Source organism: Micromonospora sp. ANENR4, assembly GCF_015354395.1.
In the GTDB taxonomy this organism is placed as follows: domain Bacteria; phylum Actinomycetota; class Actinomycetes; order Mycobacteriales; family Micromonosporaceae; genus Micromonospora; species Micromonospora aurantiaca.
Window position 1 is genome coordinate 318,777 of the sequence record NZ_JADKYQ010000002.1, and the last position, 20,546, is coordinate 339,322.

The window sequence follows — 20,546 nt, forward strand, 5'->3', positions numbered from 1 at the left end:
CGGCGGCGGCCAGGGCCGACCGGCCCGTAACGCGTCACCGCAGCGTGAACCGCCCGCCACCGGACGCCCCTGAGTGGCGGTACGCCCGTCCAGGCCGAGATGGGTGATGCGCTTCGTACCCTCGGCCGGGCCGTCCGCGCGGCGGGCGACGCCTGGACGCCGTCCGGAGCGCCGGGCGGCTGTTCACCGGCGACGCCACGCTGCCCCTGGCGATGGTGACCGGTCAGGTCCGGGACACCGCCGTCCACCTGCTGCGCGCCGTGGACGCCGGCGACGACGACACGATCCCCGACCGGGTCGACGCCGCGGCCGCCGGGCACCGACCGGCGCTCAGGCGCTCTCCCGGGCGACAAGCGTCGACGGGAACGCGGTGCTCGGGGCGGCCGGCTCGCGCGTCAGCACGGCAGTGGCCGCGGCGGCCGCGATCCGGTCCACCGGGTGGGTCGCGGTGGTCAGCGGCGGGCTGCTGATCGCCGCGTACGGCAGGTCGTCGAACCCGGCCACCGCCACGTCGTGCGGCACCCGCACGCCGCGCCCGCGCAGCGCGGCGATCACGCCGAACGCGGTGGCGTCGCTGGCCGCGTAGACCGCGTCGGCGTCCGGCCACCGGCGCAGCGCCTCCAGCGCCGCCCGGCCGCCCCGCGCCGTGGTGAAGTCGCCGGTGACCAGCCGCTCCGGCGCCCCCGACTCCCGCATCAGTTCCCGGTACATGGTCACCGAGCGCTCCGCGCAGCTCAGCCAGCGCGGCCCGGTGACCATGACGATGCGGCGGCGGCCGGTGGCGTACAGGTGACGCAGCACCTCGCCCGCGCCGCCGGCGTTGTCGACGTCGAACGAGGGCACCGCCGGCGAGCCCTGACCGATCGAGACGACCCGGCCGCGCAGCCTCGGCGGCACCGCGTCCAGCGCGGCCTGGGTCGTGTTGACCAGGATGACCCCGCAAACGCCCCGGTCCGCGCCGAGCCGCGCCAGCCCCGACGGGTCGGCCAGCGGCAGCCACTCCAGCGCCACCCCGACGCCGTGCGGCGCGCCCACCCGCGACGCCGCGCCCACCACCCGATGCACGTACGGGTCGTCCAGCACGGTGTCGTCGCGGCCCACCACGGCCACCACCAGGCGTACCCCGGCCCCGCGCACCAGCGACCGGGCCGCGAGATCCGGCACGTAGTCGAGGCGCTCGGCGGCGGCCCGCACCCGGGCGCGGGCGTCCGCCGAGGCGAACCCGTAGCCGCCGAGCACCCGGGAGGCGGTGGCCCGGGACACCCCGGCGTCGCGGGCGACGTCTTCGAGCGTGGCGGGACGTGCGGTCGGCGTACCCATGTCCGCATCATGCCTGCTCCGGCGTGGATGGGCGAAGCCTTAACGGCGCTTGTGGTGGAAGCGCTCTCAGGTGTGCGATTGTCGTCGAGAACCAGACGGGGGAAGGGACCACCGCACCGTGAGCAGCACCATCGACGCACCGGCCGGCAAGCGGCCACCGGCGCCCCGGGCGGTGCTGACCGCCCGTAACGGCGTCGCCGCCGTCTTCGCCCTCAACGGGCTCGCGGTGGCGAGCTGGTTCTCCCGGGTTCCGGCGGCTCAGGACGCGCTCGACCTCAACCCGGGCGGGCTCGGCCTGCTGCTGCTCTGCGCCTCGGCGGGCTCCCTGCTGGCGATGCCGACCGCGGGCCTGGTCACCCAACGGCTCGGGCCGGCGCGCACGGTGGCCGTCTCGGTCGTGCTCGTCGCGCTCGGCCTGACCGTGGCCGGTCTCGCCGCCAGCCTGGCCGGATGGGCCGCCGGCGTCGGGCTGGGGCTCGCCGCGTTCGGCTTCGGCTCCGGCCTGTGCGACGTGGCCATGAACGTCGAGGGCGCCGCGGTGGAGAAGCGCCTCGGTCGCACCATCCTGCCCCGGTTTCACGCCGCCTGGAGCCTCGGCTCGGTGGCCGGGGCCGGGCTCGGCGCCGGCGCCGCGCACTTCGGCGTACCCGTCGGCGTACACCTGCCGGTCCTGTCCGTGCTGATCCTGGCCGGCACGCTGGTCGGCGCCCGGGCGTTCCTCGCGGCTACCGCCGAGGCGGCCGGGGCCGGGGAGCCGGCGGCCCGGCGGCAGGCGCTGCTGGCCGCCTGGCGCGAGCCCCGCACGCTGCTGATCGGGCTGCTCGTGCTGGTCATGGCGTTCACCGAGGGCAGTGCCAACGACTGGCTCGCGGTGGCGTTCGTGGACGGGTACGGGGTCGACGAGGCGGTCGGCGCCGCAGTGTTCGGCGTGTTCGTGGTGGGCATGACGATCGGCCGCACCGTCGGCACCGTCGCCATCGACAGGTGGGGCCGGGTGCCGGTGCTGTTCACCACCATCGCGATGGCGTCCGCCGGCGCGGCGCTCGCCGTACTGGCCGGGAACGGCCCCCTCGCGGTGGCCGGCGTCGCGCTGTGGGGACTCGGTGCCTCGCTCGGCTTCCCGGTCGGGATGAGCGCCGTCGCCGACGACGAGGACAAGGCCCCGGCCCGGGTGAGCGTGGTCGCGGTGATCGGCTACACCGCCTTCCTGGCCGGGCCGCCGCTGCTCGGCTTCCTCGGCGACCACTTCGGCGTGCTGTCCGCGCTCGTCGTGGTGCCGCTGCTCCTGCTGCCCACGCTCGCGCTGGTGCCGGTGCTGCGGGAACGCCCCGCCGCGCCGGACGCGCAGGCCGGCACCCCGGCGGCGAAGGTCGGCTGAGCCGCTCCAGCCGACTCCCACCGTGCTCCCAGCCGCCTGCCAGGCGGGCGTGCTGCACTGGAGCGAACGCCGAGGAGAGGAGGCGGGCATGGGCTGGTTCAGCCGCCGGGCCGCCGACCCGACGACGCCCACGAAGCTCGACCGCGAGGCGACCAAGGAGGACCTGGCGCAGCTGGAGGCGTTCGTCACCAGCCGGCGCGGGGTCGAGTTCTACCTGGAACCGGAGACCACCGCCACCGACACCACAGTCGTCGCCATCGCGCACGACGGCGAGTGGATCCGCCGCCGTACCGGCTCGCCCCGCGTCGCCGGGCGGATCGCCCAGAAGCACGCGGTGCCGCTGTACGAGGCGGCCCGCACCGGCTACCCGGAGCGGATGCGGGCATGGAACCGGGCCCACCCGGAACGGCGGGCCCGCTGACCGGCGCGGTCAGCCGGTCAGCGCGGTGACGACGGCGTAGCCGAGGAACGTCGCGCCCAGGCCGGCGGCCACACTGAGCGCCACGTTCGCGTACGCGAGGTGGCGCTTCCCGGTGCGGGCCAGGCGCAGCGTCTCGTAGCTGAGCGTGGACCAGGTGGTCAGCGCGCCGCAGAAGCCCGTGCCGGCCAGCGCTGTCACGCCCGGGTCGACGGGTGCCGCGAGCAGGCCGCCGAGCAGCAGCGACCCGGCCACGTTGACGGTGAGCGTGCCCCACGGGAACGGCGAGCCGTGCCGGGCCTGCACCGCCCGGTCGGTCAGGTAGCGCAGCGGCGCGCCGATCGCGGCGCCGAGCGCAATCAGCAGAACGGTCACCGTCGGCCCCCGTCCCGGGCGGGCAGCAGCCGGGTGGTCACCGTGTCCCCGGCGACGACCGCCGCCAGCGCGCCGAGCATCGTCGCGGCCAGGTAGACGCCCGCCGTACCGGCCGCGCCGTCGGTCAGCAGCCGCTGCGCGTCGACCGCGTACGCGGAGAACGTGGTGAACCCGCCGAGCACGCCGACCCCGAGGAACGGCCGGGTCAGCGGGTGGGCCGGGCGGGCGGCGAGCACCGCCGTCAGCACGCCGATGAGCAGGCACCCGGCGACGTTGACGGCGAACGTGGCCCACGGGAACTCGCCGGGCTGCTGCGGCACCGCGGCCTGCGCGCCGGCCCGGGCCAGCGCACCGAGCACGCCACCGCCGGCGATCACGCCGAGCACGGCCGCCGGGTGCGCGGACAGTTCCGACCGGTCCGCCGGTACGCGCAGGTCGACATCCGGATCGACCCGGGGATCCGACACGACACCTCCCACCAGCACCCGAGAGCATAACCCCGCCCTCCCGCCCCTCGCCCCGCTCCCGGCGATCTTGCGGTTTCGGCCCCGGCAAAGGGTGCGAAGGGGGGCACCCGAGGGGCGGCAAGTGCAAGATCGCGGGGGAGGGGGGTGGGGGACGGGGTGGCGGGCGTACGGTGGGCGCAGCGCCCGGCGCGCGGCGTCCGGGGCCCGTCGTGCCAGGAGGTCACCGTGGAGGAGCGCACGCCCCGTCCGGACGAGCTGGATCCCGTCGAGCGGATCGGCGTCGACGAGCTGCGCGCGCTGCAACTGGACCGGCTGCGGCACTCGCTGGGGCACGCGTACGACAACGTGCCCCACTACCGGCGCGCCTTCGACGCCCTCGGCGCGCACCCCGATGACCTGCGTGAACTGGCCGACCTGGCCCGCTTCCCGTTCACCACGAAGGCGGAGCTGCGGGAGAACTACCCGTTCGGCATGTTCGCGGTGCCCCGCGAGCGGGTCGCCCGGCTGCACGCCTCCTCCGGCACGACCGGCCGTCCCACAGTGGTCGGCTACACCCGCGCCGACCTGGCCACCTGGGCGACGCTCATGGCCCGTTCGATCCGCGCCGCCGGGGGCCGACACGGCGACCGGGTGCACGTCGCGTACGGCTACGGGCTGTTCACCGGTGGCCTCGGCGCGCACTACGGCGCCGAGGAACTGGGCTGCACCGTCGTCCCGGTGTCCGGCGGCATGACCGAGCGCCAGGTGATGCTGATCCGCGACCTCGAGCCGGAGGTCATCATGGTGACCCCGAGCTACATGCTCGCCATCGTCGACGAGATGGAACGCCAGGGCGTCGACCCGCGCACCACCTCGCTGCGGGTGGGTATCTTCGGCGCCGAGCCGTGGACCGAGGACATGCGCCGCGAGCTGGAGCAGCGCCTCGACATGCACGCGCTGGACATCTACGGCCTGTCCGAGGTGATGGGCCCCGGCGTGGCGGTCGAGTGCGTGGAGACCAAGGACGGCCTGCACCTCTGGGAGGACCACTTCTACCCGGAGATCATCGACCCGATGACCGGCCAGGTGCTGCCCGACGGGGAGCGGGGCGAGCTGGTGCTGACGTCGCTGACCAAGGAGGCCATGCCGGTGGTCCGCTACCGCACCCGCGACCTGACCCGGCTGCTGCCCGGCACCGCCCGCCCGATGCGCCGGATCGAGAAGATCACCGGACGTACCGACGACATGATGATCGTCCGGGGGGTGAACGTCTTCCCGACCCAGATCGAGGAGCTGATCCTGCGTACCCCGGCCCTGTCGCCGCACTTCCAGTGCGTGCTCGACCGGCGGGGCCGGCTCGACACGCTCACCGTGCACGTGGAGCGGCGGGCGGGCGCCGCCGCCGACGAGGCCGAGCGGGCCGGCGCGACGCTGGTCGAGCAGGTCAAGAACACGATCGGAGTGTCGGTGGCGGTACGGGTGGTCGAGCCGGACGGGGTGGAACGCTCGATGGGCAAGATGCGCCGCATCGTCGACCAGCGGCGGGAGTCCTGAGATGAGCGGTGACGGCGGCCGTACCGCGGCGCACGACATGTTCGACGCCGACGTGGCGTCCAAGGGGCTCGGCATCGAGCTCGTCTCGGCCGGCGACGGCGCGGCGGTGGCCCGGATGCGGGTCACCCCGTCGATGCTCAACGGGCACGCGATCGGGCACGGCGGCTTCGTTTTCCTGCTCGCCGACACCGCGTTCGCGCTGGCGTGCAACAGCCACGGCCCGGCGACGGTGGCGGCCGGCGGCGAGATCAGCTTCCTGCGCCCGGTACGCGAGGGCGACCTCCTGGAGGCGTACGCCACCGAGCGGGTCCGGCACGGCCGCAGCGGCATCTACGACGTGACGGTACGGCGCGGCGACGAGGTGGTGGCCGAGTTCCGGGGCCGCAGCCGCACCATCGCCCGCGACTGATCCGTCCGGCCCGCCCGGCCGACCTGCCCGCCGAGTGACGTCCGGGCCGGAGTGGCCCCGTGCCCGCTCCGACCCGGACGTCATGCCGCCAGCCCGAGCGCGTGCCCGCCGGGCTCGGTTCTTCGCCGGTTCCGGCCCACCCGCCCGGGCGGACCGGTCCGCCGTTCCCGCCACGCCGTGACCACAGGTGCCGGATCGGACCGCCCGGGCCGCGCCGCGACCGTGGACGACGACCCCGGCCACGCCCTGACACCCGGGACGATCCGTGTCGCGGCGGCGGCCGGTCCGGCACGCACCGGCTGGCCCGCCCGTCCGGGCTCCGCCGGGAGTCCGCCGGCCCGGCCCGGCTGCCCGGGCGCCGTGTCGCAGGCATCGGTCCGGTCCGGCGGGACGGGCGCCGGTCGGGCCCCTCCACCCGACCGGCGCGACCGCCCCGCCCCGAGCGGGCAGACCTCCCGCTCGCCGGCGCCCCGGGACGGGACGCCGGTCGCCGCTCCCGGCACACGGCCGGCAGCGGTGTCCTTCGCGGCACGCAGGCGGCGGGCGAAGTCCGCCCGTACCGCACGGGACAGCCGCAGCGCGGTCACTCGCGCCACCAGCGCGTCGACCGCCCAGCCGCCCGCCGCGACCGGGTACAGGAGCCCCGCCGCGGCCAGCTCCCGCAGTACCGGCTCGGCCCGGCCGGCGGGCCAGCCGAGCATCGCCTCCACCGCGGGGGCCCCGGCCGGACCGCCGTGAGCGGCAGCGGCCAGCAGCACCGCCCGGTGCGTACCGTCGAGCCGGTCCAGCCGGGCGTCCACCAGGCGGCGCGCGGCGGCGGGTACGCCGGACGGTTCCGCGCCCGCGTACGCAGCCGCGACCGCCGGGTTGCCGCCGACGAGCGTCACCAGCCGCGCGGCGAGCGCGGCCGGCCGCCCGGCCCGGTCGAGCAGGTGCCGCAGCAGCCGCCCGGTGTCCAGCGGGCCCAGCGGCTCCAGCGGGATCCGCCGCGCCGGCGCGGGCAGCGGGTCGGCCGAGCCGGATCCGCAGGTGGTGACCACCGCCAGCGGCAGTCCCCGCTCACCGGCCGCCACGTGGAGCTGCTGCAGGAACAGGCGCAGCGCCGGGGCGGCCCGGTCCAGGTCGTCCACCGCGACCACCACCGGCGCCTCGGCGGCCAGGCCGAGCAGCGCCTCGCGGCAGGCGACCACGGCGCGTTGCGCCACCGTGTCGTCGTCCGGCGTGGCCAGGAACGCCGCCAGCACGTCGCCCGGGCCGTCCACGCCCGTCGCGTCCGGCCGGGGCCGCACCAGGCCGGCCAGGGGCGCCAGCTCCCCGCACGGGTACGGCGGGCAGGCCGTCACCCGCCGGCGCACCGGCACGCCGTCCACGCTCGACACGGCGCGGGTCACCTCGTGCAGCAGCCGGCTGCGGCCACTGCCCGGCGGGCCGACCAGTGAGATCCAGCGGGGACGCCGCTCGCGGAGCGCCCGGGTCACCTCGTCGGCCGCGCTCGCCAGCTCCCGGCGGCGGCCCACGAGCGGGACGCGGTGCCGGGCCGGCCGGCTCCCGGCCGGCCCGGTCACCCGCCACACGTCGAGCGGAAGCGTCTTGCCGGCGAGCGTCAGGGTGGCGAGTGGACGCTGCTCGACCAGCCCCGCCACCGCGTCCCGGGTGGCCGGGCAGACCACGACCCCGCCGGGCGGCGCGTGCTCCTGGAGGCGGGCCGCCGTGGTGATCACCGCGCCGCTGGCCGCGCCGTGGCCGCCGTCGCGGACCCCGGCCAGGTCCAGCAGCACCTCACCGGTCGCCACGCCGACCCGCACGCTCAGCCGGACGCCGGCCGGGCGCCGCCGCGCCAGCGCGGCCTGGATGTCCAACCCGGCCCGCACCGCCCGGTACGCGTCGAGACCGTCCGAACCGGACGCGCCGAACAGCGCCATCACCGCGTCGCCGACGTACTTCTCCACCACGCCCCGCCAGCGGCGCAGCACCGAGGCGACGGTGCCGAAGTAGGCGCGCTGCAAGGCGCGCACGTCCTCCGGGTCGAGCTGCTCGACCAGCCGGGTCGAGCCCACGATGTCGACGAAGAGGACGGTCACGATCCGTCGTTCCTCGGGCACCGGCCGGCACGCCGCGATGACGGCTTCCCGACTCCCCACGGGCGTGGTGATCAACATCGCACCCACCCTTTCCCGATAGCGGTGCCCGACGACCTCCGCAGACTTTCACCACCGGGTTCTCGGGGGATCTGTAGGACGACGTATGTCGGGCACCCGCAACCATTAGTCGTGTAGTCGACGCGAGAGGTACGAGTCCGGCCCGGAGGCCGTAGAACGGTGCGGGGACCTGTGACTAGGCTGCGTTCCATGGCCAGCGACGTGGACACGGCACCGCTCGTCGGCCGTACCGGGACGATGGCGACGCTGCGGTCGGCGCTCTACGACGACCTGCGGCCCGGGCAGACCGGCGCGGTGTTCCTCACCGGAGAGAGCGGAGTGGGCAAGACCCGCCTGCTGACCGAGGTCGGCGAGCAGCTGCGGCAGACCGGCGCGCTGGTGCTCACCGGCACCTGCCTCGACATCGGAGACGCCTCGCCGTTGCATCCGGTACGGCAGGCGCTGCGCCGGCTCGAGGCCGAGCAGTCCGAGGCGCGCACCACCTCGGCGATCCGCGGGGTGTTGCAGGTCTTCGACGAGGAGACCCCCGGCCCGGACGGGGCCGGTGCGCTGCTGGAACGCGTCGCGCAGGGCCTGCACGTGGTGGCCGGCGGACGGCCGCTGGTGCTCGTCCTCGACGATCTGCAGTGGGTCGACCGCAGCACCCGCCAGCTCCTGCTCTACCTGCTGGCCGGCCTCGGCGACCTCCAGCTCTCCGTGCTGGCGGCGATCCGGGCGGAGTCGCTGCGCGGCGCGCATCCACTGCGCCGGGTGCTCACCGAGCTCCGCCGGCTGCGCTCGGTACGGGTGATCGACCTGCTGCCGCTGGACCGGTCCGCCACCGACGAGCTGGCCGCCGCCGTGGTCGGCGCGCCGCTGCCGCCGGAGGCCGCCGACCAGCTCTGGCAGCGCAGCGGCGGCAACCCGTTCGTGGTGGAGGAACTGGCCCGCGACCGGCGCGACGGCCGCGACGGTCTCTCCGACACGCTGCGCGAGGTGTTCCTCGACCGGGTCGACGCGCTGCCGCAGCCGGCGCACGCGGTGGTGCACGCGGTGGCGGTCGGCGTCGAGCCGGTCGAACACTGGCTGCTGGCCCAGGTGGTGCGGCTGCCCGAGGACGAGCTGCTCGACGCGGTCCGGGAGGCGGTCGCGCACCGGCTGCTGGTCGGCGCCGACGACGGCTACCGGCTACGGCACCGGCTGGTCGCCGAGGTCCTGGCCCACGAACTGCTGCCCGCCGAGCGGGCCGCGCTGCACCGCCGTTACGCCGAGGCGCTCACCGCCGTACCGGCCGAGCTGCACCAGGCCCGGCTGGCCCACCACTGGCGGCACGCGGGGGAGCCGGGCCGGGCGCTGCCCGCCGCGATGGCCGCGGCCCGCGAGGCGGAACGGCTGCACGGGTACGCCGAGGCGCACCGCCACTGGTCCGCCGCGCTGACCCTGGCCACCGAGCCGGCCGCCGTGCTGCCCGACGGGGCGCGGCCCGAGCCGGTCGAGGTGGACCGGGCCGAGCTGCTCAGCCACGCCGCCGAGGCCGCGCACCACAGCGGTGAGCACGCCCGCGCCCTGACGCTGCTGGAGGAGCTGGCCGACGACCCGTCCGGCCCGCCGGTCTGCGCGCTGCGTATCCGCCGGGCCCGCTACCTGGCCGCGGCCGGCCGGTCCGCCCCCGCCGAGCAGGAGTACCGGCAGGTGCTGGACTCGCCCGACTGCACGCCGCGGGAGCGGTGCACGGCCGCCGCCCGGCTGGCCGAGCTGCTGCTGCACCTGGGCCGCTACGCCGAGGCCGGTGACCAGGCCCGGGAGGCCCTCACGCTCGCCGCCGACGTGCCCGGTACCACCTCCGAGGTGGTGATGGCCAGCGCCGCGCTCGGGTTCAGCGAGGCGTTCCTGGAGGATCCGGCCGCCGGGCTGGCGGTGATGCGCCGGGCGCTGGACACCGCCGAACGGTCCGGCCGGCCGGAGGACGTGGCCTGCGCGTATCTGCACCTGGCCGAGCTGCTCACCGGCCCGCTGAACATCCTCGAGGAGGGGGTGGTGGTGGCCCGCCGGGGCGCCGACCGGGTCGCCGAGCTGGGGCTCGGCCGCACCTGGGAGACCCGGCTGCTGGCGGTGGCGACGAACGGGCTGTTCCGGGTGGGGCAGTGGGCCGAGGCGGAGAAGGTGGTCGCCGCCGCGCTGCGGCACCGTCCCTCCGGGGCCGACGCGGTCGAGCTGCTGCTGGCCCGGTGCCGGCTCTCCGTCGGGTACGGCGACGTCGAGGCGTCCGACCGCGATCTGGAGGCGGTGGCGACGGTGCTGGCCGGCGGCGGCGCCCGGCACGTGCTGCCGATGCTCATCCTGCGCGCCGGCCTGGCCATGTGGCAGGGCCGGCACGACCTGGCCCGGCAGGCGGTGCAGCGGGGCCTGACCGAGAGCCGCTCCGACGACGTGATCGTGCTGGCCACGCTGGCCTGGCACGGGCTGCGCGCGGAGGCCGAGGCGGCGGCCGGCCGGACGATCGAGGTGGACCCCAACGCGGTACGCCGGCTGCGCGAGGTGGTCGACCGGGTGACCGGCAAGAGCGCCAAGGCGGGCGCGCCGGTGCGGTACGTCGCCGAGGGGTTCCTCGCGCTCTGCGACGCCGAGCTGAGCCGGCTCGACGACGGCCGTGGCGACCCGGCGCTGTGGGAGCGTTCCGCGCTCGAATGGGACCGGCGCAACCACCCCTACCCGGCGGCGTACTCGCGGTTGCGGCAGGCCGAGGCGCTGCTGGCCCGCCGCAGCCGGGTGGCCACCGCCGGCAAGCTGCTGCACCGGGCGTACGCAATGGCCCAGTCGCTCGGCGCGGTGCCGCTGACCGCGGAGATCCGTACCATCGCCTCGCGGGCCCGGGTGCCCCTGGACGCCGCGCCGGATCCCGCGCCGGTGCCCCGGCAGCGGGCGGCGGCGCCCGCCGGACCGGCGGTGGACGAGCTGGCGACGCTCACCGCCCGGGAGCGGGAGGTGCTCGCCGCGGTCGCCGAGGGGCTGACCAACCGGGAGATCGGCCAGCGGTTGTTCATCAGCGAGCGGACCATCGGCGTCCACGTCTCGCACATCTTCGACAAGCTCCAGGTACGCACGCGGGTGCAGGCCAGCGCCATCTTCCTGCGCAACGGCGTGGAGTAGGCGTACGTCGCCAATACGTCGTTCGACGGATCCGCCGGGTGGACGGCGCCTGGCAGGCTGTCCCGCGGAACAGGGGTGGTGGCGTCGTGGGGGCGCCGGGGGCGCGGTGGAGGAGAGATGACCGAACCGGTCTGGGGTCCTGTGCACCAGGACATCGTCGGGTTGCTCGCCGACCACCCCGCCGACGTGCCGGCGGTCGTGGACCATCTGACCAAGCTGCAGGACCTGCTGGTCCGGCTGCCGCCGCTGGAGGAGAGCTGCCCGCTCGCCGACTTCAACAAGCTCTACCTGGTCATCACCAGCACCGTGCTCGACGGCCTGTACGACGACCGGTTCTGCGACCCGGCGTTCCTGGCCCGGCTGGACGTGGAGTTCGCGGCCCGCTACTTCGAGGCGCTGCGGTTCTGGACCGACTCCAGCCCGAGCACCCCGAAGGCGTGGTCGTGCCTGTTCAAGCGGATGCGCGGCCCGGACGCCCGACCGCTGCCGTCGGCCGCCGCGGGCGTCAACGCGCACATCAACTACGACCTGCCGTTCGCGCTGGTGACCACGTTCGACAGCCTGGAGTCCGAGCCGATCGACGGCAGCGACCAGCACCGCGACTACCTGGAGATCAACAAGATCTTCGCCGAGCGGATCCCGGACCTGCGCCGTGGCTACCTGGACAACTGGCAGCTCATGATCGACATGGTGAACGGCGAGATCGACGACTGGTACCAGGGCGAACTGGTGGAGTACACCCGGAACGTGGCCTGGCGCAACGCGCAGAAGATCTGGCGCTGCCGGCACGACCCGGACGCCCGCGAGTGTGAGCGGACGCGGCTGGACGACAACGCCGCGCTGCTCGGCCGGCTGCTGCTGTCGCCCCTCGGGGCGTTCCTGCAGTAGCCGGGACGGGGGGTTCCCGCGTCCCGCCGTCCGGGCGCGGGACGCGGGAACGCCGCCCGGGGGTGTCGAGCCCGCCGCACCGGGTACCTCGGCGCCGTGCCACCAGACGAACCGGCCGGCCCCGGGGCGTTCCCGCCGGGCCCGGCCCGCCGCTTCCCGTTCCGCTTCGACCCGGCGTTCCGGCTGCCGCTGGCACTGCTCGGCGTCCGGCCCGCCACGGCCTGGCTCGACTGGGGCCCGGACGCGTTCGTCGTCCGGTTCGGGCCGTGGCTGCTGCGCACCACGCCGGGCAACGTGACCGGAGCCGAGGTGAGCGGGCCGTACCGCTGGTGGCGGGCGATCGGCCCGCACCTGTCGGCGGCCGACGGCGGGGTGACCTTCGGCACCAGCGTGGCCGGCGGGCTCTGCCTGCGCTTCGCCGAGCCGGTGCCGGCGCTGGCCCCCGGCCCCTGGGTGCGGCACCCGGCGGTCACCGTGACGGTGGCCGACCCTGCGGCGGTGCGCGCCGCGCTGACCCGCGGACCGGATCTTTGACCGGTTCGGCCGGGCCGCGCCCGGGACAACCCCTACCGTCTTCATAGGGACGAAGGGGAGCAGATGGGGCAGGCGGGGGAGCCGGAACAGCCCCGGCGTACGCGGGAGCGGCGCCGGGAGGCGCACGCTGCCGCCGCGGCCCGGGCCGGTCGGCACGGCGACCACGCCGAGCGGGCCGGCCGTACCGTGCCGGAGCTGCCGGAACGGGTGGCGGCCCCGACGCGGCCGGCGGCACCGGCGGGCCGCCTGCACCGGTGGTTGTTCGCCCACCGGGTCGAGCCGGTCGGCCCGGAGGTCCGCGAGCACCAGACCCGGTCCCACCCGTGGTGGCAGGTGATGTGCCTGACCGGCGTCGACTACTTCTCCACGCTGTCCTACCTGCCCGGCATCGCCGCCGTCGCGGCCGGCGCGCTCAGCCCGCTGGCCACGCTGCTGATCGTGGCGCTGACGCTGCTCGGGATGCTGCCGATGTACCGCCGGGTGGCCCGGGAGAGCCCGCACGGGCAGGGTTCGGTGGCCATGCTGGAGCGGCTGCTGCCGTTCTGGCGCGGCAAGATCTTCGTGCTGGTGCTGCTCGGCTTCGTCGCCACCTCGTGGATCATCACGATCACGCTGTCCGCCGCCGACGCCAGCGTGCACCTGCTGGAGAACCCGGTGCTGCCGGGGTCGTTCCCGCACGGCGGCACCGCGGCGGTGCTGGTCACCGTGGCGCTGCTGCTCGTGCTCGGCGGCGTGTTCCTGCTCGGGTTCAGCGAGGCCGTGCAGGTCGCCATTCCGCTGGTGGCCGTGTTCCTGGCGTTGAACGCGGTGGTGGTGGTCGCCGGGGTGGCCGAGGTCGTCGCCGATCCGGGCCTGCTCGGTGACTGGATGGGCCGGCTGACCGACGCCGGCGGGCCCGGCGACGTCCTGGTCACCAGCGTGCTCGCGTTCCCGCTGCTGGTGCTCGGCCTGTCCGGGTTCGAGACCGGGGTGAGCATGATGCCGCTGGTGCGGGGCGAAGGGGAGGACGCGCAGCGGCGGCTGGACGCCCGGATCCGCAACACCCGCCGCCTGCTCACCGCCGCCGCGCTGATCATGTCGGTCTACCTGATCGCCACCACGTTCGTGACCACCGTGCTGATCCCGCCCGAGGCGTTCGACCCGGGCGGTCCGGCGAACGGCCGGGCGCTGGCCTTCCTCGCCCACGAGCACCTCGGCGAGGCGTTCGGCACTGTCTACGACATCAGCAGCGTGCTCATCCTCTGGTTCGCCGGCGCCTCGGCGATGGCCGGGCTGATCAACATCGTGCCCCGCTACCTGCCGTCGTACGGCATGGCCCCGGAGTGGGGGCGGGCGGTGCGCCCGGTGGTGCTGGTCTACACCGCGATCAGTATCGCCATCACGATCGCCTTCTCCGCCGACGTGAACGCCCAGGCCGGCGCGTACGCCACGGGCATCCTCGCGATGATGGTCTCCGGCGCGATAGCGGTGACCATCGCGGCGGTGCGCGCCCGCAGCCGCGCCGCCGCGGCCGGCTTCGCGCTGCTCACCGCCGTGCTGCTGTACGCGCTGGTGGAGAACGTGGTGGAGAAGCCCGACGGCATCACCATCTCCGGGTTCTTCATCGCCGGGATCATCGCGGTGTCGCTGATCTCCCGGGTCACCCGGACCACCGAGCTGCGCGCCGAGCGGATCGAGTTCGACGAGGCGGCCCGCCGCTTCGTCGACGAGTCGGTCGCCCGGGACGGGCGGCTGCACCTGATCGCCAACAAGCGGCAGCGCGGGTCGGTCAAGGAGTACCGGGTCAAGGAGCGGGCGCAACGGTCGATGAACCCGGTGCCGGGCGCCGCCGACGTGCTGTTCCTGGAGATCGACGTGAGCGACCCGTCCCAGTTCAGCCAGGTGCTGCGGGTGCACGGGGTGGAGTCCGGCGGATACCGGATCCTGCGCGCCAGCAGCCCGGCCGCGCCGAACGCGATAGCCGCGATCCTGCTGGCGCTGCGCGACGCCACCGGCGTACGCCCGCACTGCCACTTCGAGTGGTCGGAGGGGAACCCGATCGCGCACCTGCTGCGCTACCTCATCCTCGGCCGGGGCGACACCCCGCCCGTGGTGCGGGAGATCATCCGCAAGTCCGAGCCGGACCCGACCCGCCGCCCCGGCATCCACGTCGGCGGCTGAGGCCCGAGGGCCGGCCGGGCACGGGGACCGGCTGAGCGCGAGGGCCGGCCGGGCACGGGGGACTAGCCGAGGGCGCGGACCCGGGCGAGCAGGTCGCGGGCGCAGAAGTCCAGGAACCCGTCCGGGTCCGGTCCGGCGTTCTGCAGCACGATGTGGTCGAAGCCGGCCTCGACGTACGTGCGCGCCTTCTTCACGTGCGGCGTGGCGTCCGGGCCGACGGAGAACTGCTGCCGGATGTGGTGGTCCTCGACCCAGGCGGTGGCGGCGTCGAAGTTCACCGGGTTGGGCAGCTCGCTCATCACCTTCCAGCCGGTGATCGCCCAGCGGCTGGTCTCCTTCGCCGCGCGTACCGCCGACTCCTCGTCGGCGGCCCAGGCCATCGGCACCTCGGCGTAGCGCGGACCCCCGCCGCCGGCGTTGCGGTACTGGTCGACGATCGACGACTTCGGCTCGGTGGCGAACAGGCCGGTGCCCAGCTCGGCCGCCAGACCGGCCGACTCCCGGCCACTGGCGGCCACGGCGATCACCGGCGGCTGGTCGGGCAGGTCCCAGATGCGGGCGTCCTCCAGCTTCAGGTGCCGGCCGTCGTACGAGCGGTAGCCGCCCTGCCAGAGCAGTCGGATGATCTCCAACGCCTCGCGCAGCCGTTCGTGCCGCCCCCGGACACTGGGGAACCCCTGCCCGATGACGTGTTCGTTGAGCCGCTCGCCGGCGCCCACCCCGAGCGTGAACCGCCCGTCGGAGATCAGCGCCATGGTGGCGGCGGCCTGGGCGACGATCGCCGGGTGGTAGCGGACCGACGGGCAGGTGACGCCGGTGGCGAGGCCGAGGGTGGTGGTCCGGGCGGCGATCGCGCCGAGCGCGCTCCAGGTGAAGCAGGAGTGGCCCTGCACCTCCAGCCAGGGGTGGTAGTGGTCGCTCATCTCGACGAAGTCGAAGCCGGCCTCCTCGGCCCGGATCGCCTGCCGGATGAGTTCCTGGGGCCCGAACGCCTCCGAGGCGAGCTTGTAGCCGATGCGCATGCCCGGTTCTCCGTTCCGTCGTCGCGGAACCGCTGCCGTTCCCACCGGTTCCGGCGGCAAACCAGGCGGAACCCAGCCTCCTAGGACGCCGTAGGAGTGGTGACGGTCCGCGCCGCGGACACGAAACGGCCCGCGCTCGCCGGGCGGGCGCGGGCCGGAAGGTACGGGGGTGGTGGCCTACTTCGACGGCTCGGGAAGCTTGCAGTCCACCTTCGGGTTGGCGCCGATGTAGTTCAGCGGGCCGGCCACGATGGTGACCAGGATCGTGCCCGCCTCCGCACAGTTGGTTTCGTCGTTGCCGTAGTAGCCGCGCTGACCGGCGGCGATGGCGCCGATGATGAGCCAGATGACGACCAGGACGCCGACTATCGAGGTGCCGCGCATCAGTTGCCTCCACTGGGGTCGTGGTGGATTCGAGGTGGAGGCCTTGTACCCCGTGCGGGTGATCCGCCAAACGGCGCACCGGTGCCGGCACGGCCGATTCCGATTACCTCAGTGCGGCGGCATCGGCTCCTCGGGCGGCCGGCCCCGGCTGCGGCGGTAGTCGGCGAACGCCACCCCGGCCAGTACCAGCAACGCCCCGGCGGAGGCGTAGACCGGTGCGAGGAACAACCCGGCCGGGGCGATCGTGAGCAGCGCCAGTATCCCGCCGGGCCGGGACGCCGACACCCGGCTGAACACCTCGTACTCGAACGCGCCCCGGCCGATCAGGAACAGCGCCGGCCCGCCGAGGATCACCGCCAGCCAGGCGGGCGGCGTGTGGCCGGTCGGTTCCAGCAGGACCAGGTCGAAGCCCGCCGCGGTGGTCACCACGCCGGCCACCATCAGCAGATGGGTGTACGGCGCGGTGTTGAGGAACCGGCTCGGCTGGGCCGCCCGGGCGATGGCGTTCGGCAGCAGCTCACCGGACTTGTGCACGTAGACGCGCCAGAGCAGCAGCGTGGTGGCGAACGCGATGGTGAAGGCGGCCAGGTTCTCCAGCTCGGAGTGGTGCAGGCTGAACACGGTGCCGGCGACCAGCACGGCGTCGCCGAGCGCGATGATGAAGAACTGCTGGTACCGCTCGGACAGGTGCTCGGCGGTCACGTTGCGCTGGGCCTCCGGCACCGCGCCCAGTCCCGGCACCGGGTACGCCAGCCGGAACCCCAGGTAGTCGATCGCCAGTGCACCCGCCCACAACCACAGCCGGGTGGTGCCGTGCGCGGCGAGCGCGCCGACCAGCCAGGGTACGGCCGACACGGCGAACCAGACGAAGATGCGGATGGCCCGGCGGCTGCTCTGCGGGTGCCGTCGTACGGCGGGCATCAGGAACAGGCCGCGTCCGAGATGGATCGCCACGTACGTGCCGGCGAACACCAGCCCTCGGGCGCCGAACGCCTCCGGGATGGCGGTGGTCATCAGCAGGGCGCCGAACATCACCGCCACGATCAGCAGCTTGATCTCGGTGCGCCGCGGGTCGTAGATGTCGGTGACCAGCGTGGTGATCGCCCACGTCCACCAGATCGCCATCAGCATGACCAGCGACTCGGCGGCCCGCTCCCAGGTGACCGACCCGACCAGGTTGCGCGAGATCAACGCCAGCGCCACCACGTAGACCAGGTCGAAGAAGAGTTCGAGCAGCGTCACCCGGCGCGGCGCCTCCGGATCGCGGACCGGCGGTCGCCGGTCGGCGGGCTCCGGCGCTGCGGTGGGCACGAGATGCTCCTGCGGGTGGCGGTACGCGCGGCGGGCCGTCCCGGCCCTTCACCGACGGTAGCGACGCCCGTCCCCGCACGGTCGGCTTTCCGGCATACCGGTCAGGCTTGGGGTGATGGGGTGGGTGGTGGTGTCACCACTTCGGGGTTCTGGTGGGCGATGCGTCAGTTCGGGGAGGTGGCGGGGTCGGTGGGGTGATGATGTAGCCGGTCCGGTACTGGCGGGTGGGAAACGCGCCAGGCCGGTGGCGACCATCGTCACCACCGGCCTGGAACACGGGGGAGCGTTTACTCGGCGCCGGCCGGGAGCACCCGGTCGGCGTCCGCGCCGGCACCCCCCAGCACCTTTGCCTGCTGCGGCCAGGTGGCCAGACCCGGCGCGGAGCGCAGGCCGGCGGCCTTCACCGTCTGCCGCAGCGAGGCCTCGTCCAGCTCGGCGAGCTGCCGGTAGGTGCGGATCCCGGCGTCCTGCAGGGCGGTTGCCAGCTTCGGCCCGATGCCCTGGATCCGCCGGAAGTCGTCCGGCGCGTCGGTGTCCGCCGCGGCGGGTACGTCGTTTTCGACCGAGGTACGCGGGGCGGGCACGGCGACCGGCTCGGTGGCCTCGACCGGCGCGGCCTCGGTGGCCGGCGCGTCGATGGTTGCGCCGATCGCGGGCTGCTTCTCCTCGACCGGCTCGTCCACGTCGGCGGTGGCCGGAGCCGTCACCGGCTCGGCGTCGGCCACGGGCGCGGCAACCGGTTCGGTGGACACCGGCTCGGTCTCGGACGTCGCCGACATCGGCTCGGACACGACCGGCTCGGACACGACCGGCTCGGACACGACCGGCTCGGACACGACCGGCTCGGACACGACCGGCTCGGACACGACCGGCTCCGATACTACGGGCTCGGACACTACGGGCTCGGAGACGGCCGCGTCGGAGGCGGCGGGGGAGGACGCGGCCGGCTCGTCGTCGGAACGGGCGGCGGTGGCGACGGCCGGCTCGGCGGTCGGGGACTCGGCGGGGGCGGGCTCGGACACGGTGGCTGCGGCCGGGGGCTCGTCGACCACAGCCACCGGACGCGGCGCGTCGACGGTGGCGGTCACCTCGGGTGCGGTCTCCACCGTGGGCGTCGCCGGGGCGCCGGACCGGCGGCGGCCGACGACCACCCAGCCGGCACCGAATCCGATGAGCAGGGCCAGTATCACGAACAGCCACTGCCCGAAGCTCGACGGCATGGCCAACCTCCTTGTATGTACGTGCACGACGGTGGCGAAAGACTCGGGGCAGCTTCGCACACGCGCGCGGCGCACGACAGGCAGGCCGGGGCCGGACCACGGCGGCGGGACCGGCGGTGTCGGCCGGTGCCCGGAGGATGACCGAGCGTGTGCCGGAAACCGGGGTCGAGCGGCGCGACAGGGCGGGGAGACGCCCCGGAACCTGGGTGCCGTGCGTGGTTCCGGGGCGCCCCGTCCGTCGCCCGTGGCCGGTCAGTGGATCCGGTCGGGCGCAGGCGAGCCGGCGGCGTCCCAGCTGTAGAAGCAGCCGGCCACGGCGTCGCGGGGGGAGTGCCAGGTCGGCAGGTACGGGGAGGTGTGCGCGGAGAGCCGCTTGTTCACCTGCTCGTAGAGCGGGTTGTCGCGCAGTTCCGCGGTCAGGCCGGGGGCGACGTCGACGGTCTCCATCAGATGGACGCACAGGTCGTGCAGGTAGTACAGCGACCGGTGCCGGACGCCGGTGAGGTGGGGCAGTTCGGTGGCGTCGGACTCGGCGAAGATCTGCGCCACCCGCCCCTGTGCGCCCGGCACGATCCGGCTGACCACCAACAGTCGACTCATCGTGACCCCTCTCGCCGCCGCGGTGCTGGCCTCACCGTGCCGGTCGCGCTGTCACCTCGCCGTCACCGCGTACTCCGGGGCATTGATGGTGGTGGCGACGGCGCGGCGGGGGCGCGCGGCGCCGGTTTGGCGGTCCGGTCCGTGCGGCGCGGCGGCGGGTCCGACCGGCTGGCCCGGCGGATCGGCGCGAGGGTGTCGTCGAGCAGCGCGGTCATCGCCGGGGACGGCTCCAGGCGCAGCTCGCGCAGCAGCAGGTCCCGGTAGACGTAGAAGGAGTGGACCGCCTCGAACGCGTTGCCCTCGGCCAGGTGGATGCGGACCACCAGGCGGTGCGGGGTCTCCCGCAGCGGTTCGGCGGCCATCGCCTCCAGCGCCGCCTCCAGCGCCTCGCCGTGCCGTCCGGCGGTGAGGTGGTTGCCGGCGAGTTCCTCCAGCATGTGCAGGCGCAGCTGGCGCAGCCGTTCGCGTTCCAGCAGCACCCAGTCGTCGTACCAGCCGGGGAGCAGGTCGTGGCGTCCGGCGCCGGCGGCGCCGCGCGGGACGGCGCCCTCGCGGACCAGCGCCGCGGTCTCCACCAGGTCGTCCACGTCGAGGCGGACGGTCGGTCCGAGGCGGACGGTGTCGCCGTCGGTGCGCAGCGGGCAGCACGGATCCTGCCGCAGCCGCCACAGCGCGGTGCGCAGCGACGACAGCGCCCGCTCTTCAGGCGTCTCGGGCCACAGCAGCCCGGCGAGGTGGCTGCGGGTCGCGGCCGGGCGCAGGCCGATCAGCGCGATGACGCGTTGCAACCCCCGGGGTACGACCACGGGCGTGCCGTCGTGCAGCAGCTGGAAGCCGCCCAGCAGATGCAGTGACACCCGTGGGGCGGGTTCGCCCGCCGTCGGCATTCTCGATCCACCCGACACGGCGCACCCCCCAGCACCGGAACCCTCGTCCCGACCGTTTCGCGTTGCCCGGACCGCCGCCCGCGACGCCGGTGTCGGAACGCCTCCGCCACGGCCGGAAGCTCCACCGTGGCCGGGCTGACCGAGACGCAGAATATCAACGCCTGTTACTCTCAGTCAACGGTCGGTCGGTCACCTGACTATCCGTAGTGGGCTCGGTAATACGCCCGTGATCTGCGAAGAAGTGTCGTCACCCGGGGGCCGGAAAGCGATCTTCCCATAGCTCGCGCACAGCTTGCGTCAACGCAGCGTCACCATGTTTGTGGCCCGATGGGGCCCGGTTGACGCCCGGTAG

Annotated in this window: 18 protein-coding genes; 8 read left to right on the forward strand and 10 right to left on the reverse strand. The window is 74.8% G+C overall.

What is annotated here, in order from left to right; translation table 11 throughout:
* Positions 1-330: 330 nt before the first annotated feature.
* The gene (locus IRY44_RS04650; protein WP_194799227.1) at positions 331-1,320 is read right to left on the reverse strand and encodes a LacI family DNA-binding transcriptional regulator; all 990 of its coding nucleotides are present in this window, start codon (positions 1,318-1,320) and stop codon (positions 331-333) included.
* A gap of 118 nt (positions 1,321-1,438) precedes the next feature.
* Between IRY44_RS04650 and IRY44_RS04655 the strand changes: the two genes are divergently transcribed.
* Positions 1,439-2,698, forward strand: a complete 1,260-nt coding sequence (locus IRY44_RS04655) for an MFS transporter (protein ID WP_194799228.1) — start codon at positions 1,439-1,441, stop codon at positions 2,696-2,698.
* A gap of 88 nt (positions 2,699-2,786) precedes the next feature.
* Complete coding sequence (locus IRY44_RS04660; protein WP_120569611.1) at positions 2,787-3,119, forward strand: hypothetical protein; 333 nt, start codon at positions 2,787-2,789, stop codon at positions 3,117-3,119.
* Positions 3,120-3,128: 9 nt separating this feature from the next.
* On the opposite strand, the gene IRY44_RS04665 is transcribed toward IRY44_RS04660, so the two are convergent.
* Both IRY44_RS04665 and IRY44_RS04670 read right to left on the reverse strand, forming a co-directional pair.
* Positions 3,129-3,491, reverse strand: a complete 363-nt coding sequence (locus tag IRY44_RS04665; protein ID WP_194799229.1) for a CrcB family protein — start codon at positions 3,489-3,491, stop codon at positions 3,129-3,131.
* On the reverse strand, positions 3,488-3,970 hold the full coding sequence (locus IRY44_RS04670) for a CrcB family protein (RefSeq protein WP_194799230.1): 483 nt from the start codon (positions 3,968-3,970) through the stop codon (positions 3,488-3,490). Before IRY44_RS04670 ends, IRY44_RS04665 begins: the two co-directional genes overlap by 4 nt.
* A gap of 213 nt (positions 3,971-4,183) precedes the next feature.
* Here IRY44_RS04670 and paaK point away from each other — a divergent pair, with 213 nt between their 5' ends.
* Positions 4,184-5,491 (forward strand): phenylacetate--CoA ligase PaaK, encoded by a 1,308-nt coding sequence (gene paaK / locus IRY44_RS04675; RefSeq protein ID WP_194799231.1) that lies wholly within the window; start codon positions 4,184-4,186, stop codon positions 5,489-5,491.
* 1 nt (position 5,492) lies between these two features.
* Complete coding sequence (gene paaI / locus IRY44_RS04680; protein WP_194799232.1) at positions 5,493-5,900, forward strand: hydroxyphenylacetyl-CoA thioesterase PaaI; 408 nt, start codon at positions 5,493-5,495, stop codon at positions 5,898-5,900.
* 80 nt (positions 5,901-5,980) lie between these two features.
* On the opposite strand, the gene IRY44_RS04685 is transcribed toward paaI, so the two are convergent.
* Positions 5,981-7,981: an adenylate/guanylate cyclase domain-containing protein gene (locus IRY44_RS04685; protein ID WP_269697119.1), complete on the reverse strand. Its 2,001-nt coding sequence runs from the start codon at positions 7,979-7,981 to the stop codon at positions 5,981-5,983.
* Positions 7,982-8,248: 267 nt separating this feature from the next.
* Here IRY44_RS04685 and IRY44_RS04690 point away from each other — a divergent pair, with 267 nt between their 5' ends.
* From IRY44_RS04690 to IRY44_RS04705, 4 genes are all read left to right on the forward strand, one after another.
* Complete coding sequence (locus IRY44_RS04690) at positions 8,249-11,188, forward strand: helix-turn-helix transcriptional regulator (protein WP_194799234.1); 2,940 nt, start codon at positions 8,249-8,251, stop codon at positions 11,186-11,188.
* 117 nt (positions 11,189-11,305) lie between these two features.
* Positions 11,306-12,076: a DUF5995 family protein gene (locus IRY44_RS04695; RefSeq protein ID WP_194799235.1), complete on the forward strand. Its 771-nt coding sequence runs from the start codon at positions 11,306-11,308 to the stop codon at positions 12,074-12,076.
* 96 nt (positions 12,077-12,172) lie between these two features.
* Positions 12,173-12,610 (forward strand): hypothetical protein, encoded by a 438-nt coding sequence (locus IRY44_RS04700; RefSeq protein ID WP_194799236.1) that lies wholly within the window; start codon positions 12,173-12,175, stop codon positions 12,608-12,610.
* A gap of 63 nt (positions 12,611-12,673) precedes the next feature.
* Positions 12,674-14,770, forward strand: coding sequence for an APC family permease (locus IRY44_RS04705; RefSeq protein ID WP_194799237.1), 2,097 nt, complete (start codon positions 12,674-12,676; stop codon positions 14,768-14,770).
* Positions 14,771-14,832: 62 nt separating this feature from the next.
* Here IRY44_RS04705 and IRY44_RS04710 read toward each other — a convergent pair whose 3' ends face one another.
* The 6 genes from IRY44_RS04710 to IRY44_RS04735 form a co-directional block, all read right to left on the reverse strand.
* A complete protein-coding gene (locus tag IRY44_RS04710; protein ID WP_194799238.1) occupies positions 14,833-15,792 on the reverse strand; it encodes a TIGR03557 family F420-dependent LLM class oxidoreductase in 960 nt (319 codons plus the stop codon).
* Between the two features lie 177 nt (positions 15,793-15,969).
* Positions 15,970-16,176 (reverse strand): hypothetical protein, encoded by a 207-nt coding sequence (locus IRY44_RS04715; RefSeq protein ID WP_013286658.1) that lies wholly within the window; start codon positions 16,174-16,176, stop codon positions 15,970-15,972.
* A 108-nt stretch (positions 16,177-16,284) separates the two neighbouring features.
* The gene (locus IRY44_RS04720; RefSeq protein WP_194799239.1) at positions 16,285-17,487 is read right to left on the reverse strand and encodes a low temperature requirement protein A; all 1,203 of its coding nucleotides are present in this window, start codon (positions 17,485-17,487) and stop codon (positions 16,285-16,287) included.
* Positions 17,488-17,774: 287 nt separating this feature from the next.
* Entirely contained in the window at positions 17,775-18,707 is a 933-nt protein-coding gene (locus IRY44_RS04725; RefSeq protein WP_194799240.1) for a helix-hairpin-helix domain-containing protein, read from the reverse strand.
* Positions 18,708-18,959: 252 nt separating this feature from the next.
* Entirely contained in the window at positions 18,960-19,307 is a 348-nt protein-coding gene (locus IRY44_RS04730) for a TcmI family type II polyketide cyclase (RefSeq protein WP_026267578.1), read from the reverse strand.
* 62 nt (positions 19,308-19,369) lie between these two features.
* A complete protein-coding gene (locus IRY44_RS04735; protein WP_370584852.1) occupies positions 19,370-20,212 on the reverse strand; it encodes a BTAD domain-containing putative transcriptional regulator in 843 nt (280 codons plus the stop codon).
* Positions 20,213-20,546 lie beyond the last annotated feature (334 nt).